Origin of the sequence: Lactobacillus sp. UMNPBX16, from assembly GCF_002553775.1 — a bacterium.
Taxonomy (GTDB): Bacteria; Bacillota; Bacilli; order Lactobacillales; family Lactobacillaceae; genus Lactobacillus; species Lactobacillus crispatus.
The window spans coordinates 1-17,870 of sequence record NZ_PCYU01000030.1; the positions used below are offsets into that span (position 1 = coordinate 1).

The window sequence follows — 17,870 nt, forward strand, 5'->3', positions numbered from 1 at the left end:
TTAGCCAGTCGACCTGCTCAGAAGATAAAGCTTGAACTTCATTTTGATTCCTGGGCCAGTTCAATTTTCCATTTTCAAATCTTTTGTATAACAGCCAAAAACCTTGTCCGTCCCAATAAAGGGCTTTGAAGCGGTCCTTGCTTCCGCCGCAAAAGAGGAAGACTTTGCCGCTAAAAGGATCAAGTTCAAACTGTTCTTTGACTAAAGTTGCTAGTCCATCAATGCCTTTACGCAGATCCGTCTTGCCGCAAACGATATAGACTTGACCCAAATCACTGAGCCTAATCATGATAAGACTTTCTCAAGCAGCTTATTCATAATTTCAGTATCTAAACTACTGTAGAAGTTCAGTTCTAAGTCATTCTTCTTTAAACTAAGCAACAGATTATTGCGTGGTGGACGAGCCTTCTTAGGTTTAGAAGAGTGGCCAAGTGCCACAATGGGTTGTTGTTTTTCGATCATATTCTTAACCTCCATTAAATTGATGAGATTAGAATACCTGAAAAATGAAGGCTAAAACAGATACCCGGTTATTTGACGCTTACGCCTTTTTCAAGCCTTGAGCCGTAGCTTCCATCACGATAAGCTCCTTTTCTTCCATATCATTCAACAGTACATCAACTTGTTTGCGGCGATTGTTGTCGCCATCTTCATTGCATGGAAAAAAGAACTGGTCTACAGAGATGTCAAGCAAGGTAGTAATGAGATAAAATTTGTTAAGCCTTGGGTGCTGCCCCCTGTTCTCTATATACATAATAGAGCGTGGCGTAAGGTCTACCAGTTGGGCAAGATATTCCTGTGTCCACCCTTTTGCTTCCCGAGCTTTTTTTATCGCTATACCTAACGGCTTAAAATCAAGTTTTCTTTCATCTTGGTACATTTTAATATCATCCTATATCATTGTACATTTCGGGTGATGATATTTGAACGAAGTATGATTTTATGTTTAGTAGTGTATAATTTCGTATTAGTGGAGAGAAACTTACTATTATTCGTCATTCCGTATATAATAATTATATACTCTTTGCGAAAGGAAGTTGATATTATGAATTACATTTCTGTGAAAGCCGCTTCTGAAAAATGGGGCATATCGGAAAGACGGATACAAAAATTATGTGAGGAAAATCGCATTGACGGAACTGAAAAATTTGGTCGTGCATGGATGATACCAAAAGATGCAGAAAAACCCGTTGATGGACGTATGAAAACAAGGAACAAACAGGAGGAGAATCATGGAATTTAATGAAAAGCTACAACAGCTTAGGACTGGAAAGAACTTAACGCAGGAACAACTTGCGGAGCAATTATATGTATCAAGAACAGCCATTTCAAAATGGGAAAGCGGCAAGGGTTACCCTAACATTGAGTCGCTCAAGTGTATTTCTAAATTCTTTTCTGTGACCATAGATGAACTGCTATCGGGCGAAGAACTGATTACACTTGCCGAAACTGAAAATCGTTCCAACTTGAAAAAAATTTACAGTTTCATTTATGGAATATTAGATATGATGGCGGTTACTTTTATACTTTTGCCGTTGTATGGTAACCTTGTTGACGGATATATTTATTCTGTCAATCTACTTTCATTTACAGACACTACCCCAATATATCTTGCAATCTATTGGATTGTTTTTATTGTTTTGATTGCACTTGGGATAGCGAAACTGATGTGTGTTTGTTTTGAAAAGGAATCATGGAGCAACATAATCACAAAATGCTCTCTCGTGCTGAGTACGCTTTTTATCTGCTTCTTCGCTGCGGCAAGACAACCCTATGTAACCGCCCTTATGTTTCTGCTATTTGTTGCTAAAATATTTGTCTGGATAAAGCAAACCCAAACAAAGTAAAATGCCATAAACCCTTTAAAATAGGCTCTGACACGATAAGTGTCGGAGCTTTTTTCGTGCTGACATCTATTGTGTCGGCATTGTGACGGTAGATTTCTTGGCTTCTATGCAATACTCGTGGATAATAAGATTGTGGTCAGCGAAAACAAGAACAGCAACCCACGGAAAGGAGAATCAAATATGGATTATATCATTGAAACAGAAAATCTTACGAAGCGATACGGAACAGCCACCGTTGTCGATAAGGTAAATCTTCATGTGCCAAAGGGCAAAATTTATGGTTTGCTCGGCAGAAACGGAGCAGGCAAAACCACAGCAATGAAAATGATGTTGCAGCTTGCTTTCCCAACGGAGGGAACAGTACGCTTGTTTGGCACAAACTATAAGGAAAATATCCATACCCTTTATAGCAAAGTAGGCTCTATTATCGAAACACCGGGATTTTACAGTAATTTAACAGGGTATGAGAATTTGCAAATTCTCGCTAAACTGCGAGGGGGAGTATCTAAAAGTGGAGTAGAAAAAGCTCTTGAAGTTGTGGGGCTGCATAAGGAGAAAAGAAAAGTCTTTTCCGATTATTCCCTCGGAATGAAGCAACGGCTTGGTATTGCCGCCGCCATTATGCACGAGCCGGAGCTTTTAATACTTGACGAACCGATTAACGGACTTGACCCCATTGGAATAGTTGAAATACGCTCATTTTTATCTGAACTTAGTCACAATCATGGCATTACCATTTTTATCTCAAGCCATGTTTTAAGCGAGATTGAACAGATAGCAGATATTATCGGCGTTATGCACGAGGGGCATTTAGTAGAGGAAGTGAATATATCCGAGCTTCACAAAAGGAATCAAAAATACATTCAATTTGATTTATCTGACAGTGAGATAGCCGGAAAGATTTTAGAAAACCACTACCACATGACGGATTTTACAGTGCAGGACGGTACGGTGAGAATTTATGACTTTAGCCAAAGTGTTGGAGAAATCAATCGAGAATTTGCACGAAATGGACTGCTCGTGACAAGGATAAATGATAGTGAGGAAAACTTAGAGGACTACTTTTCTAAACTGATTGGAGGTGGCGGTATTGCTTAATCTTATTTCTTGTGAATTATTAAAACTAAAGCGTTCAAAAATGGTGCTAATTAGTGTGGCAGGGGTATTATCTACCCCACTTTTGATGTTAATAGAAGCCTTGCAAACACATTTTGATAAGCCGGAGATTATCTTTACCTTGTCTGACATATACAGCGACAGTGTACTGTATATCATGCTGCTGGTAAACATTATGATATATGTGGCAATTGCAGCTTACTTGTTTAGCAGAGAGTACACAGAAAGCACCCTCAAAACCATATTGCCCATACCCATTTCAAGGACAAAACTATTAATTGGAAAATTTTGCACCCTGCTTCTTTGGATTGTTATGCTAACCCTTGTAACATGGGCAGGTATATTTATCGTTTGTGGGCTATATGACGCTGTCTTTACATTGGAGGGATATAGCTTACTAGTGGCAATAGTATGGCTCCCCAAGTTTTTGTTTGGCAGTATCCTGATGTTTTTAACAGTTTCTCCTTTTGTGTTTGTTGCTATGAAAACAAAAGGATTTGTCGCCCCGATGATTGGCTCTGCCGTGATTGTCATGGGAAGTGCCGCACTTTCAAATCAAGAATGGGGAGCGTTGTATCCGTGGACAGCCACCTATTTCTTGGTGCAGGGTAAACTTCAGAGTACCGGCTATCCTACACTGCTGTCTGTATCTATTATTATTCTTGTATCAGCAGTTGGTTTTCTTATGACCTTTCATCATTTTAAAAAGGAGGATTTGAAATAATGGTACTTGATTTTATAGAAATTTTAAAAGCGCCGATTGTAAAATCAAGTTAAACACTTTATAAAAATAAAAGTCCATCTGGACCTGTTTGATAGAATGTTAATATCCACAAAAACATCTATTGGAGGTCACAAGAGGTCAAACGTGGTACTGTTTCTCTCTATCATGGCAAGCAGCAGCGTTATAAGGCTGATCATGGTCAGAGTGTTTATCAGATTAATCGTCGCCACTGTGGTCGTAAATCAGACTTCTTGAAGAAAGCAGACTTTATTAGCTACGTCATTAAGCATTTCTTTGAGGACGGCTGGTCACTTGACGTTTGTGCCAATCGTAGCTTAGCTATCGGTGAATTTTCACATCACCAAACAGTCTGCACCAGAACTTTGTACAACTATGTAGAACAAGGCCTAATTACAATTAAGAACTATGATTTGCCTGAAAAACTTAAACGCAATACCAAGCTCCATCATGTTCGCAAAAATAAGAAAAAGCTGGGACGAAGCATCGAAGAGCGGCCTAAAGAGATTGACCAGCGGAATGAATTTGGTCATTGGGAATGTGATCTTGTTTTAGGGCATAAAACCAAAGATGATCAGGTTCTATTAACGCTTTCTGAGCGCATGAGCCGTGAATTCTTGATTATTCGCATACCTGACAAGACATCTGCCAGTGTCATGCAGGCTTTTAAAATGCTTCAAAAACAATACAGCGAGCACTGGAATCACATCTTCAAGACGATTACTACTGACAATGGTTCAGAGTTTGCGGATTTAGCTAATTTAGAAGAAGTTTCTAAGACTCTTGTTTATTATGCTCATCCTTATACTTCTTGTGATAAAGGAACTGTTGAAAGACATAATGGTCTTATTCGCAGATTCATTCCTAAAGGAGACTGCATCAATAACTATTCTCTCCAACAAATCATTGATATTGAAACCTGGTGCAACTCTTTACCCAGAAAGATCCTGGCATATCACACACCAGATGAAATCTTTGAAAGAGAATTAGATAAAATCTATCAAACAGCCTAAACGTTCAATTTATTATTGCAATTTGCGGTATAATAATAGCAAATAAAATATTGATATTTTCAAGGGAGGAATATCCATGAAACTCATTAAATCAATCAGCTTAGCTGCTGCCGCATTATCTTTAACAGCACCAGCTATTGTACTTGTAAATCCATCAATCAATACTGCTCAAGCTGCTACTAAAAAGTCAACTGGCACAATTACTGTTGGCGATAACAATAGTAGTGTAATCGGTGTCTACAATGCTGCTGGCAAACAAAAGAATCAAAGGATTAAGAACGGCACTACTTTTAAATACTACGGCGCTCCTAAGTTAATCAACTATGAATATACTTATAAGATCGCTAAAAACAAGTACGTTCCGACTTCCGCAATTTCAGCATTAAACGGAAAGAGCGTCTTATATATTGCTAATAATTCATATGTTTACGACAAAAATGGTAAGCGCGTAACTAAGAACTCTAAGCGTGTCTTATTGCGTAGATCTCAAATTGTAAACTACACCGGCTCGATTAAAACAGCTGCTAGTGATGCATACCGTTTCTTAGTAAATGATGGCAAAAAGATGGCTTTATCAACTAAGACTATTAAGGGCCACCAATATTACAGCATCGGTAAAAACGCATATATCCGCGTATCTAATGTAAGTTACGTAAATAATGAACCATTATATGCTGCATACCAAACTGTAACTTTAGATAAGCATAGCAATGAATCTAAAGTCCCTGTTTACGATGCCGAAGGTAAAAGAGTTAGCCAAGAATTAACTGCTGGCAGCAAAGTTAGTGTTGACCGCACTAAGACTATTAAAAATGGCGACCAAACTTTGATTTTATACGGCATTAAGGGTCAAAAGTCATACATTGATATGAACGACATTGCAACTATGCCAAACTTGGCTATTGCACCAGAAGAATAAAATTCAAATAATTAATTTAAATTTAAGGCCAATCGAATTTGATGCGAACGCCAAATTTGGGACATATTTTAGATCACTCTATTTTAAAACCATATTTCGATATTTTATCGGAGTATGGTTTTTCTAATGTCTTGATACTATCATAATTGTAGTAATAAGATGTACGCTTGGTGCTAATTAAAGCTTGTCCATCAATACACCATTTATGTTAATATTGTCATTTCTAAGCGGTTTGAAATCCTACTAAAATGCGTGTTCTATTTTCCGCATTATAATAAGCTAAAAGTGAAAAAATACTTTCATTTATCCTTCCTAATTTTCATCAACTTACGATCGTTATGCTCCTTAGCACCTTGCATATTCTGCTATATAGAGTTCAGGGATCTGACTTATCTCTATTATGTTTTAGGTATCCTAAGATCTAATCTTTTTAATTTTATTTATATTTTTTAACAAAAATAGACAAAATAATTTGCTTTTTTATATCATGACTAAAGCAAGAAAATATTTTGGTGCATTAGCACTTATTTCTGGAGCAACTTTAAGTTTAGTTGCATGTGGTAATAACAAACATACAAACAGTAGTAATGCAAATAAAACTAATCATAAGTTTAGCGAAACTGTTCCTGTAAAAAGTATTAAAAAAGGAGGAACTTTAACCTATGCTGTTGAATCAGACAGTCCATTCACTGGTATTTTCTTACCAGAATTATCAGATACTACAATTGATGGTGAGGTACAAAGCCCAGGTCTAGAATCTTTATTTTCAACAGATGATCAATATAAGATTAATAATAAAGGAGCTGCTACTTTTAAACTAAATCGGAAAGCTAAGACTATCACAATCGAAGTGAAAAAAGGAGTTAAGTGGTCAGATGGTAAGCAAGTGAATGCTAAAGACGTTGAATTTGCTTATGAAATTATTGCAAATAAAGACTCTAAATCACAAAGATATACTGAATCTTTAGCTGATATTGTTGGCTTAGCTGAATATCATGAAGGCAAAAGCAAGAAAATTTCTGGAATTGAAATGCCTGATGGTGAAAATGGCCGCAAAGTCGTACTCCATTTCAAGCAAATGAAGCCTGGTATGCTTTAATCAGGTAATGGATATTTCTGGGAATATGCTGAACCCTATCATTACTTAAAGGATGTACCTTTTTCAAAACTTTTATCTAGTAACAAGGTCAGAAAATCCCCACTATTTTTTGGACCATTCCGTGTATCTAATATTGTTCGTGGTCAATCTGTTTCTGGGGAGCGTAATCCTTATTACTGGCGTGGTACACCAAACTTTGAAAAAGTAACTGCATCTGTTATCAGCTCCAGTTCTGCTACCCAAGCCATTAAAAGTCATAAATTTGATATTGCTGATGTGGTTAATACACAATGGGATCAAACTAAGAATGCAACTGATACTAACTTTATTGGTGAAGTTCCACTTAGTTATAACTACTTAGCTTTTAAAGTTGGTAAATGGGATAAGAAGCTAGGAAAGAATGTTGAAAATAAGAATGCCAAGATGAATAATCCAGCATTACGTAAAGCAATGGCCTATGCAATGAATATTGATGCTGTTGCTAAACGCTATTACCAAGGATTAGCATTCCGTGTTAATACTTTGATTCCAGAACAATTTGGTGACTTTTCCGATAGTTCAATTAAAGGTTACCCATATAATTTGAAGAAAGCCAACCAATTACTAGATAAAGCCGGATATAAAAAGAAAGGCGAATTCAGAGTTCAACCTAACGGAAAGAAGCTTACTATTAATTTAGCTGTTAGAAACAATGCTACTACCGCAGAGCCCGTATGGCGTAATTATATCCAACAATGGAAGAAAATCGGTTTGAACGTTAAGTTTGTTGGCGGTCGTCCAATGGAATTTAACAATTGGGTACAAGCAGTTCAATCTGATGATCCAAAAATTGATGTCTTTGAAGGTGGCTGGTCACTTTCAAGTGAACCTTCTCCTAATGATCTTTATAGCGCTGCTGCACCATATAATATGGCACGTTTTGTTTCCCCTGTACAAAGTAAGCTTTTAGCTGATATTGACTCAGAAAAAGCTTTCAACCATAAGTATCGTGTTGACGCATTCAGAAAATGGAAAAAATGGATGTACAATGAGGCCTATGTTGTACATACCACTAATTCATATTCAATAACCGCTGTTAATAAAAAAGTAACTGGATGGTCACTTAAACCAAGCGCAACTAACTGGTTTAGTGCAGGGTTTGTAAAATAAACATTACCTAACTGTCTTGCCTAATAAATATCTTTTCTAAAATTTACTTTAGTTAATCTAAAAAAATGCTACTAAATCTGACTGATTTGGTAGCATTTTTCTTGTGTATCACTAATAGTGACGTTATTAACGAAGGAATTGACTATCAATTTTTTCATGTGCGCGTACAGATGTCTAGTCGGGCCAAATGACGGATAAACCTGCAACACAGACAAAGACCTGAAGGAAAGCGTAAAACTAAAGCAGAAGCTATGAAACAATGACACACCCGCGAACAGAGTTCGCAAGTTTCAGAAATAATTAATGTCTCGTTCAGATAATTTAGACATAACAAAAGCCTCGAAATTATAGTCCAAATTTCAGGTGCTTACGTAAATTGTGATAGAGCTTTTTGCCATAAAAAATAGCGAACCACTACAGATTCGCTATTTTCTCTAAATTTACGACTTATGCATCAATATCTGGAGCTTGACCAAGTTCAGCCGTTAACATCCAAAGCCGCTTTTCAAGATCAGTATGGAAACCAGTCAAAATATCATTAGTCGAGTAATCTCCTTCTTTATCAGAAGCTTCAAGCGCTTCTTCATAGAGCTTATCTAAATAACGATAGCCTGAAATGATCTTTTCAAGTCTTTGTGTATTAGTGAAGTCCCAACTCCCCTTTTCACCAGGAATTTTATTTAATTGAACAACTTCCCTTAAAGTGGCAACAGGTGAACCATCGATGGTAATTAGTCTTTCTGCAAGACCATCAATCTGATCATCTAGTTCATCCATTAAGTCATCAAGATATGGGTGCAACTTCAAGAATTGACTGCCGCGCATATACCAATGGTGACGGCGAACAATCATGTGCATATGCAATAAATTAATGACTAATTCATTTAACTTTTCTTTTGTTTCTGGATACTTCATATTGAGACCTACTTTCATTAAATTAGAATTTAGCCCAGCCTAAGGCATGTTGGGCCGCCAAGTTAAGTAGACTACATTGACGGTCAAAACTTGGCGAGAAGAAGAAATCTTGTTCTGCAAGATCTTCTAAAGTAAGTCTTTGGCTAATAGCTAAACTAAGGACATTTCCTTGACCTGTTAAATCATAAGTAGACATTACTGCCCCACCTAAAATTTGGTGGTTAAGCTTATCAAAGGTCAATGCTACATAACCTAATGGGTTATCTTCATCTTATTCACTTAAGCCAATATAGATTCTTGTTATTTTTACCAGATTGTAATTCTATCTTCTGGGTTAAGCCACATGCCATCTGTCTTCTTAACGCCAAATGCATCATAGAATTCATCTTGGCATTGAACCGGAATATTTACTCTAGTTGGTTGTGGTGCATGGACATCAGTTTGAACTTCAGTCTTAATTGCTTCAGGACGTTGTTTTTGCATCCAGCTACGAGCATAGTTTTCAAAAAGATCCTTTAAATCGGCACCATCATCTTTTCCAGTTTGGACAGCACAGGCAAGTCCAGCTAAATCAGCTATATTTTCACCAACAACTTGCTTACCATTCACTTTAGCTGGACCATATTGCAAACCATCAAAAATATCAACCATTTGGCCAACTCGTTTATTAAATTCAGCGAAGTCTGCATCAGTCCACCAATTGTTCATATTTCCATGTTCGTCGAATTTTGCTCCACTATTATCAAATGCATGTGATACTTCATGCCCAATAGTTGCACCAATACCGCCATAGTTAGCACCGCGCGATTGATTAATATCATAAAACGGTGCCTGCAAGATTCCTGCTGGGAAAGTTAAATCATTTCTTTGTGGATCATAGCAGGCATTATTTAAATTACCTGGCATTAGCCAAACTGAACGGTCAACTGGCTTAGTTAACTTATTAAGCATATATTTCGTTCGTACAGTTGACATTGCCGCTTCATTTTCATACAAGCTCTTTTTCGGATCAACTTGCAATAAGTCAAAGATTTCTTCGATCTTGTCTGGGTAACCAATTTTTAAAACCAACGCCTTTAACTTAATCACAGCTTTCTTTTTGGTTTCAGCAGAAAGCCAGGTATTTGATTTGATTCTTTCCTCATAAACCTTGAGCATCTTACGAATCATGTCTTCAACATCCTTTTTGGCCTTAGCTCCAAAATACTTTTGCCCATAAAAAATGCCGACTACTTCATCAAAAGCACTATTTGCTAAACGATAAGCTTGTTTAATTTGAGTTGGCAATTGTGGCGTACCAGTAATTGCCTGATTAAATGGAAATGCTGCTTCTCGAAAAGCTTGAGACAAAAATCTAGCTACATTGTTAATGTATTTAACCAACATCCAGCCTTTAATTTCGGCAAAATTAGCTGCGTTTAATAAACTCTCAGCATGATCAAGAAAACGTGGTTCCATTACAATGATACGCTCTGGTTTAACTGGCAAAACAGCAGCCATAAAGTCAGCCATCTTAAATGACTTAAATTTTGCAATAAATTCAGCATAGTTTACTGGATTATAGATTGCTGCGTAATCTGACCATTCTTCGGTTGATTTAACAATCTTAGCCAATTTTTGATCAAAAGCTAAAGCATCGGCAACATAAGTACGTGCTTCACTCTTACCAACCCCGGCCATCATTAACAAATTAATGCTTTGATCTTGTAAAATATCCAAGAGTTTTTTGGCATCAGCTGTTTTATAGGTCGTAGTATCTGGTAAAAATGTACTTGGTCCACCAAAATGAAGCACATTTACATCAGTATTCTTCATGTCAGCATCAACATCAAAGACAAATGGCAAAGTATATGGACCCATAAATAAATCAGCAGCCTTTTGTTCAAAATCACTAAAGCTACTCAAAGCTAATAACTTTTGTAAATCTTTTTGAATTGGATTAGCTTTTTCAGCATCCCTTTTGTCAAAATCTTTGGCAATTTTATATAAAGCAATTGCTTTTCCAAAATCCTTGATATCAGGCATTCTTTCTTTACCCGCTGCAACATCAGCAAAATCTTTCATTACCCGATCTTCAATTCGTTGATCTAGTTCAGAGTTAATCCCAGCAGACGTCTTATCTGCAGGGATTTTAGCTTTAGACAACCATTCTGAATTGACAGCTAAATACAAATTATCTTGTGGTTTGGCATTAAGATCTGGTTGTGCAACATCGCCAGCTCCACCACGAACGGCAAAATATCTTCTCATTTTTTCTCCTTACAAATATTCATAATTATTTAATACTTTTTCATTATTATAGCAAAAAGGACGTCGTTACTAAACAAACGTCCTCAAAATTAATTATCCTTATTTTCATTATTTTGCAAAGTATACAAGTTATAGTAATAGCCTTTTTGCGCTAATAATTCTTCATGAGTACCGCGCTCAATAATTCGTCCTTTATCCAAAACAATGATTTGATCAGCATCGGCAATAGTTGAAAGCCGGTGGGCAATTGCTAGAGTGGTCCGTCCTTTACGTAACCGTTTTAGACCTTGCTGAATTAAAGTTTCAGTTTCGGTATCAACATTAGCAGTTGCTTCATCTAATACTAAAACTTTAGGGTCTGTGACTAAAGTTCTGGCAAAAGAAATTAGTTGCCGTTGCCCTTGACTAAATTCCTCTCCACCTTCAATTACCTTTGCATAGTATTTACCTGGCATTTTTTCAATAAATTGATCAGCTTGAACTGCTTTAGCCGCAGCCTTAATTTGAGCATCAGTAATCTGCTTATTATATAAACGAATATTAGAAGCGATATCGCCATAAAACATAAATGGCTCTTGCAAAACTAATCCAAGTTTTTTGCGTAACTCCTCTTTAGGATATTTACGAATATCAACATCATCGATTAAAACTTCACCTTGACCAAATTCATAAAAGCGCATCATCACATTAATAATTGAGCTTTTTCCCGAACCAGTATGTCCAACAATTCCTAATGTTTCGCCTGGGTTAACCACAAAAGAAATATCATGCAAAATTTCATGCTTGCCATCATATGAAAAACTCACATGCTTAAATTCAATCTTCCCTTTGCTAATTGTTAAGCCGGCTTGTGCATCTTGTTTAGGTTCATATTGCGTATCATCCAAAATATAAAAAATTCTTTTACCCGCAACAATCCCATCTTGGAAGAAAGTCATTTGGTCCATCATAGTTGAAATCGGGTTAAACAGCTGTGAAATATATTGTGAAAAAGCATATACCACACCGGCTGGTACAAAAGTCTCACGTAATGGAAAACCAAAATACATCAATGAAACAGCCAAGGCTAATGAATAAAGCAATGAGGTTAAAGGCGACAATAATAGTGAATTAACCCGAATCATATTAAAACGAGTATTCATTAACCCACCATTTTCGCCTTCAAAATTGTGGGTCATCCGTTTTTCCTGATTAAACTCTTGAATAACAGAGACTCCTTCAATTGATTCGTTCAAATTAGCGTTAATTCGACTAAGGCGTTCACGATAATTACGATAAAGTCGCGAACTTCTTTGAGAGTAAAGCCAAATAACAAATAACAGAATTGGCATAAAAAGCAAAATTAACCAGCCAGCAACTACATTAGTAGTAAACATCGCTACTAATGCTGTTACTACAGAGAAAACACCAATTACAAAAGTTGATAGAACAGTCAAAAAATTGCTCAAAGTCATTGTATCATTAGTAACTCTTGAAACAATTGAACCAGCTGGAGTTTGGTCAAAATAACGCATCCCTAATTTATGTAACTTACGGTAAAGCGCTCTTCTGACACTTTCTAATGTTTTCTCTGAGCCTAAGGCAAAGAAATATTGATAAGTAAACTGGATAATTGCCTTTAAAATAGAGCCTAAAGCATACAATAATCCTGCAAAAAGAATCACTTGCACCGTTGTATTTTGGTGTAACAAGAAATGATCTAAGAAATATTGCAACCCCCTTGGTAAAAGAATATTAATTATGCTGACAACGAAAGCTCCAACTAAAGCAATGATCATTTCAAATTTAAATTGCTTCACAAAGCCCATTAGTCGTTTAAAAATGTCAACTTGTTCTTTAAACGGAATTGTCTTCGACCAGACGGATTCATGTTGTTCTTCGTTATTCATCTACATCTTCACCCACCTTTGCTTGTAACTCTTGTCTACGCCACATTTCTGCATACCAACCATCTTCGTCTAAAAGTTGTTGGTGATTGCCTCGTTCAACGATTCGCCCATCTTTTAAAACTAAAATCAGATCCGCATCCATGACAGAAGTTAAGCGGTGAGCTGCAATCATCGTAGTCTTATCTGCTCGCTCTTTTCTTAATGATGATAAAATTTCAGTTTCAGTCTTCGCATCAACTGCTGATAAGGCATCATCCAAAATCAAGATCTGACTATCTTTTAACAACGCACGGGCAATCGACATTCTCTGTCTTTGACCACCTGAAAGCGATAACCCATTTTCACCAACTAATGTTTCATAGCCTTTAGGCATTTGTAAAACATCATCGTGTAAATCACTTTTTTGAGCTGCTGTTGTAATATCTTCTTTTTTCGCTTCTTCAGAAGAGAAAGCAATATTTCGACCAATACTAGTTGAAAACAAAAAGTTATTTTGTGGTACATAAGAAATTTGGCTAAGTAATACTTTCAGTGGAATTGTTCTAATATCCTTACCATTTAAAGTAATTTGCCCATCATATTGATCAAACTCTCGCAAAAGCAATTGAATAATTGTCGTCTTACCGGCACCGACTCGACCAACTAAGCCTAAAGTTTGGCCTGGCTTTAGAGTAAAGTTAACCTGCTGTAAAACTGGAATCTCTGGTTCATCAGGATAGGCAAATGATTTAATATTATATTTTAAATCACCTTGCAAATCTTTAACTGTAATACTCTGATCTGCATGAGCATCAGTAATTAATGGCTTTTCATTAAGCAATTTTTCTACTCGATCATAGCTAGCACTACCACGCTCTAGGATATTAAATAAATACCCTATTGCAAACATTGGCCAAACCATATTAGAAATATAAGCAATAAACGAAACTAATTGACCAATCGATAAAATTCGATTAATTACCAATAAGCCGCCATAAATAATGGTAATTACATATGTAGCACCAATGACTATGGTACCTAAAGGATCAAATAATGAATCCCAAACAAAAACTTTTTTATTAACATTGATTGTTTCATCAATCATTCGATCAAAGGCTGCAGTATCTTCTTTACCCTGACCAAAAGTTTTAAGCACTTTAATACCCGAAACGGATTCTTGTGTCTTATTATTCAACTTTGAAAACGCAGCTTGTGATTTATCAAAAGCATCATGTAGATGATCGCCTAGCTTCCAAGCTCCCAAAGCCAAAAATGGCAACGGTAATAAAGCGACAATTGTTAAACGCCAATCAACAAAAATGATCATGGCAATCATTGTTGAAAGTCCCATAACTAAAGAATCAACCAATGTTAAAACGCCATCACCAGCAACGTTCTGAATGGCAGAAACGTCATTAGTAGCATGAGCCATTAAATCTCCGGTTCGATGACGCTGATAAAAAGTCCGATCCATCACCATAAAATGATCAAATAACTTTGAACGCATCTGGCGCTCTAATTCTGCTGCACCGCCCCAAATTTGTTTACGCCAAAAATAGCGCAAAATATAAAGAGTGAGCGCTGCGGCTAAAACGGCAATGATCAGCATTCCGTATTGGCCCCAGGAAATATGTCCTTGATCAAGTTGATCAGCCATCAAACCTAATACGCGCGGTGGTACCAAGTTAGCTAAAGAAGTTAACGCCAAAAAGGTAATGCCTATGATATAACGTTTTTTCTCAGCCTTAAAAAACCACCCTAACTTACTAAATATTCCCATATTTCACCTCATTCTTAAAAGTGCACAAAAAAGAGACAAAGAAAATCCTTCGCCTCTTTCCAAAAATAATCTAAATTAATTACCTTTGTTGGTGTTTCATCATGTTCATTACTTGATGTACCTTCTTATTTGAAGGCTTTTGTCCCATTTGAGACATCATAGCAACGATCATATCTTCACTAATAGGAGGATTTTCCTTAAAGTACTTCTTCATGTATGCTCTTGCACCATAGAAACCCGCTGTTGCACCAACCAAGAGCGCAACAATGATCAAAAAAATTGCTAAACCTAAATTCATCTTATTAAATCCTCCATCTAACTAACATTTATATTTTATCATAATCCTCTAACTTATTAAAAGAGCTAGTTAATCTTTTCTAAGTCCTTTTTTTCTTTGAGCACGTTTAGCTCGTTCTGAAGTAACTTCTTTACCATTCTTATCCAAGATAACCATGTTTTCAACATCTTGTTTAAAAGCTGCTCTAAAGTTAGCTAAAAACTTCTTATGCAGTTCTTTTCTTTCTGCTTCTTCTTCAGGAGTTAATCCTTCTTTTTCTTTCTTATGGTAAAGTTCATTAATTCGATCTGTTACCTTTTTTTCTTCTTCTTTACTCATTGCATCTTTATTATCCATAATAGTTCCACCTCACATTAACAATCATTAGTCTACCTTATTTTTTATCATAAAAAAAGTATAACTTCTTAAGAACGCCTGTTTGAGAATATTGACATTATCTGGTAGAATTAGGTTATAATATTAAGTACCATAAATACAAACGGAGAATTAAAAATGCCAAGAAAAACAAGCGATAAAAAGCAACTAGAAATTTTGCAATATATTTACGATACAGTTGAGAAACGGAGCATTCCACCTACAGTTAGAGAAATCTGTTCTGCAGTTGGTCTTTCTTCTACTTCCACTGTCCATGGTCATTTAGCTCGCCTTGAAAGAAAGGGCTGGCTAGTAAAAGACGCTACAAAACCTCGTGCTTTGGAAATTACCCGTGAGGGTAAAAAAGAGTTAGGTATCAAGCCAAAGGAAATTCCAGTTATCGGTGTGGTTACTGCAGGACAACCAATTCTGGCAGTTGAAGATATTGATGACTACTTTCCACTCCCACCAGACTTAAAAAGTGATGCTGGTGAACTCTTTATGCTCAAAGTCCACGGTGAAAGTATGATTAACGCTGGCATTTTAAACGGTGATAGCGTAATCGTACGCAAACAATCATCTGCCAACAATGGTGAAATCGTGGTGGCAATGACCGAAGAAAATGAAGCTACAGTTAAGCGTTTCTACAAAGAAAAGGATCACTACCGATTACAGCCAGAAAATGATACAATGGCTCCAATCATTTTACCTAAAGTTACAATTTTGGGTAAGGTAGTTAGCTTGTATCGTAATAACATTGACTAATTTCAATTTTGACCTAGATAATTTATCTAGGTCTTTCTTTATGCCAAAATTTCAGTTATTTTTTCTTCAAATAATGGTAACCATTTCTTTAGATAACCCGCACGAGTTGGATGAATTTCATCAGCCATATACAAAGCGTCTTGATGCTGAAAATCAGGATGATCGTATAAATCTAGAATCTCAACGCGACACTTTTGAGCCAGTTCGTGTACTCGTTCAACCATCTGTTTGTATAACGGATTAGCAAAATAAGGATTAGTATAAATTAAAATTGGACATTTCCACCTTGCTTGAGCCGTTGAAATCATATATTCCAAAGCTCCCGTAATGGTTTTGGTGTCAAAGTTTTGATTAGTAATTTTGCCTAGTTTTTTATTTTGATTTGCATCATTAGTTGAAAGTTGTAAGACAAAAACATCAGGTTGTGATTCGGTCAACTCTTCTCTAAAACGAGCAACATAAGAATCGTTTGGCTTATAAGTATCTTCATCAACTAAGGTCGTACCATTTTCTGCATCTTTAATTGCAGCAACGCCATCACGCTTCCAAAGATAATCAACAAAGCTTTCACCCAAAGCGCCAAAACCAAAAGTAACGGAAGAACCCAAAAATAAAATTTTCTTACCTATCAAAGGGCTCGCAACGGTTTGTACACTATTTAGACTATACTTACGACTATTTCCTGCTAAATAAGCAATATCAGTGTAATAACGTTGATGTAAAGCATGCTCATCTAGATCCATGCGTAATTCATTTAAAGCGATATCCGATAAATCATTATTTTGTCTAATTGGAATCAAAAAAGTTTCATTACTCATTTTCAGATTTTTCCTTTTCTACATACGGCTTGATTTTATCCCAATCTTTAATAATATCATCTGTTAGCTTGCGATTATAAAAAACAGCGGCAGGATGATATTCTGGGAAAATAGTGTATCTTTCTTTTGACCAAATATAGCCGTCTTTAGTTTCATTTAAACGTAAAATTGGTGTATTTTTAATTACTTGACCATGTTCAGCTGAAATCTTATGACCAGACCCCAAAAGACGTTCTAATCCTGTATTACCCAAGGCAACAATTAGTTTTGGTTGAGCATAGCCAATTTCAAAATCTAAGAAAGGCGCATGAGCTAGAATCTCTTTTTTGGTTGGCTTACGATTGGGATATTTGATTACTTCTTTATTTTCACGCTTGCTAAAAACCTTTTTGATTGCAAAAGGTCGACTTCTCACAGCAGATGTAATATATACCTGATCACGTGTCAGACCAATCTGCTTCAATGATTTATCCAATTCCTTACCCGCATCCCCGCTAAAGGGAATATTATTAACAATTTCATTTCGACCAGGAGCCTCACCGACAATCATTAATAAAGGATGTTGGGGACCCGAGCCAGAATTAATTCCTTCTAGCTGCATGCCTTTAGATCGTTCTTTCACTTCGTCAATCAGTTTTTTCGGATAATCCATTTTTCCATCTTCTTTTAAATTTTTGTTTTACTCGACTTTACTGGGGACATTTACAAATGTGGATAACTATTGGTTCTAACGCTAATTCCACATTTAATATTATTTTTTACAAAAATAGCTTCACAATAACAAATGCCTTTATATCAAGATTAGTAATAGATATCTGCCAGCTTTGTGATTTTTATCTTAGTTTCACAGCCGTTTCACAGTTGAATTTCTTCACAATCTTTTTTTTATCATTACTACTATACAGCCATTTTATCATTGTGATCTTTTTAAAATAAA

17 protein-coding genes and 4 pseudogenes are annotated in these 17,870 nt (G+C 36.2%); 8 read left to right on the forward strand and 13 right to left on the reverse strand.

Going from position 1 to position 17,870, the window contains the following annotated elements:
• The 3 genes from tnpB to CP367_RS07545 all read right to left on the reverse strand — a co-directional run.
• A partial coding sequence (gene tnpB, locus CP367_RS07540; protein ID WP_233187508.1) for an IS66 family insertion sequence element accessory protein TnpB occupies positions 1-289 on the reverse strand: 289 nt, incomplete at its 3' end.
• Positions 286-462, reverse strand: coding sequence for a hypothetical protein (locus CP367_RS10870; RefSeq protein WP_164480616.1), 177 nt, complete (start codon positions 460-462; stop codon positions 286-288). The genes tnpB and CP367_RS10870, both read right to left, overlap by 4 nt.
• A gap of 79 nt (positions 463-541) precedes the next feature.
• Positions 542-880 carry a helix-turn-helix domain-containing protein gene (locus tag CP367_RS07545; protein ID WP_089145956.1) on the reverse strand — a complete coding sequence of 113 codons (339 nt, stop codon included), beginning with the start codon at positions 878-880 and terminating at the stop codon, positions 542-544.
• Between the two features lie 165 nt (positions 881-1,045).
• On the opposite strand from CP367_RS07545, the gene CP367_RS11200 reads away from it, so the two are divergent.
• From CP367_RS11200 to CP367_RS07575, 6 genes and pseudogenes are all read left to right on the forward strand, one after another.
• The gene (locus CP367_RS11200; protein WP_009246557.1) at positions 1,046-1,243 is read left to right on the forward strand and encodes a helix-turn-helix domain-containing protein; all 198 of its coding nucleotides are present in this window, start codon (positions 1,046-1,048) and stop codon (positions 1,241-1,243) included.
• Positions 1,233-1,847, forward strand: coding sequence for a bacitracin resistance transcriptional activator BcrR (gene bcrR / locus CP367_RS07555; protein ID WP_002576325.1), 615 nt, complete (start codon positions 1,233-1,235; stop codon positions 1,845-1,847). The genes CP367_RS11200 and bcrR overlap by 11 nt, the downstream gene beginning before the upstream one ends.
• 180 nt (positions 1,848-2,027) lie before the next feature.
• Positions 2,028-2,945 carry a bacitracin ABC transporter ATP-binding protein BcrA gene (gene bcrA, locus CP367_RS07560; protein WP_089145957.1) on the forward strand — a complete coding sequence of 306 codons (918 nt, stop codon included), beginning with the start codon at positions 2,028-2,030 and terminating at the stop codon, positions 2,943-2,945.
• Positions 2,938-3,687, forward strand: a complete 750-nt coding sequence (locus tag CP367_RS07565; protein WP_002576323.1) for an ABC transporter permease — start codon at positions 2,938-2,940, stop codon at positions 3,685-3,687. Before bcrA ends, CP367_RS07565 begins: the two co-directional genes overlap by 8 nt.
• 128 nt (positions 3,688-3,815) lie before the next feature.
• Positions 3,816-4,718: pseudogene (locus CP367_RS07570) on the forward strand (IS30 family transposase); the annotation flags it as partial.
• Positions 4,719-4,794: 76 nt separating this feature from the next.
• Positions 4,795-5,637 (forward strand): SLAP domain-containing protein, encoded by an 843-nt coding sequence (locus CP367_RS07575; RefSeq protein WP_089145958.1) that lies wholly within the window; start codon positions 4,795-4,797, stop codon positions 5,635-5,637.
• Between the two features lie 223 nt (positions 5,638-5,860).
• Here the strand turns inward: CP367_RS07575 and CP367_RS11005 are convergent.
• A pseudogene (locus CP367_RS11005) lies at positions 5,861-6,002 on the reverse strand (IS982 family transposase); the annotation flags it as partial.
• Between the two features lie 122 nt (positions 6,003-6,124).
• Between CP367_RS11005 and CP367_RS07580 the strand changes: the two are divergent.
• Positions 6,125-7,885, forward strand: a pseudogene (locus CP367_RS07580) (oligopeptide ABC transporter substrate-binding protein).
• A gap of 447 nt (positions 7,886-8,332) precedes the next feature.
• Here the strand turns inward: CP367_RS07580 and CP367_RS07585 are convergent.
• The 7 genes and pseudogenes from CP367_RS07585 to CP367_RS07615 all read right to left on the reverse strand — a co-directional run bounded on the left by CP367_RS07585 (position 8,333) and on the right by CP367_RS07615 (position 15,332).
• A complete protein-coding gene (locus tag CP367_RS07585; RefSeq protein WP_025006478.1) occupies positions 8,333-8,800 on the reverse strand; it encodes a DNA starvation/stationary phase protection protein in 468 nt (155 codons plus the stop codon).
• A 22-nt stretch (positions 8,801-8,822) separates the two neighbouring features.
• A pseudogene (locus tag CP367_RS07590) lies at positions 8,823-9,071 on the reverse strand (FAD-dependent oxidoreductase); the annotation flags it as partial.
• A 35-nt stretch (positions 9,072-9,106) separates the two neighbouring features.
• Positions 9,107-11,050 (reverse strand): M13 family metallopeptidase, encoded by a 1,944-nt coding sequence (locus CP367_RS07595; RefSeq protein ID WP_089145959.1) that lies wholly within the window; start codon positions 11,048-11,050, stop codon positions 9,107-9,109.
• Positions 11,051-11,139: 89 nt separating this feature from the next.
• Entirely contained in the window at positions 11,140-12,939 is a 1,800-nt protein-coding gene (locus CP367_RS07600) for an ABC transporter ATP-binding protein (RefSeq protein WP_057726607.1), read from the reverse strand.
• Positions 12,932-14,698: an ABC transporter ATP-binding protein gene (locus CP367_RS07605; RefSeq protein ID WP_089145960.1), complete on the reverse strand. Its 1,767-nt coding sequence runs from the start codon at positions 14,696-14,698 to the stop codon at positions 12,932-12,934. Before CP367_RS07605 ends, CP367_RS07600 begins: the two co-directional genes overlap by 8 nt.
• A gap of 79 nt (positions 14,699-14,777) precedes the next feature.
• Positions 14,778-14,996 carry a YneF family protein gene (locus CP367_RS07610; RefSeq protein WP_057726609.1) on the reverse strand — a complete coding sequence of 73 codons (219 nt, stop codon included), beginning with the start codon at positions 14,994-14,996 and terminating at the stop codon, positions 14,778-14,780.
• A gap of 69 nt (positions 14,997-15,065) precedes the next feature.
• Positions 15,066-15,332, reverse strand: a complete 267-nt coding sequence (locus CP367_RS07615) for a DUF896 domain-containing protein (protein WP_013086506.1) — start codon at positions 15,330-15,332, stop codon at positions 15,066-15,068.
• A gap of 156 nt (positions 15,333-15,488) precedes the next feature.
• On the opposite strand from CP367_RS07615, the gene lexA reads away from it, so the two are divergent.
• Positions 15,489-16,115, forward strand: coding sequence for a transcriptional repressor LexA (gene lexA, locus CP367_RS07620; protein WP_005719307.1), 627 nt, complete (start codon positions 15,489-15,491; stop codon positions 16,113-16,115).
• Positions 16,116-16,153: 38 nt separating this feature from the next.
• Here the strand turns inward: lexA and CP367_RS07625 are convergent, their stop codons facing one another.
• Entirely contained in the window at positions 16,154-16,933 is a 780-nt protein-coding gene (locus tag CP367_RS07625) for an SGNH/GDSL hydrolase family protein (protein ID WP_013086507.1), read from the reverse strand.
• On the reverse strand, positions 16,926-17,585 hold the full coding sequence (locus CP367_RS07630) for a uracil-DNA glycosylase (RefSeq protein ID WP_065989468.1): 660 nt from the start codon (positions 17,583-17,585) through the stop codon (positions 16,926-16,928). The genes CP367_RS07625 and CP367_RS07630 overlap by 8 nt, the downstream gene beginning before the upstream one ends.
• Between the last annotated feature and the right edge of the window lie 285 nt (positions 17,586-17,870).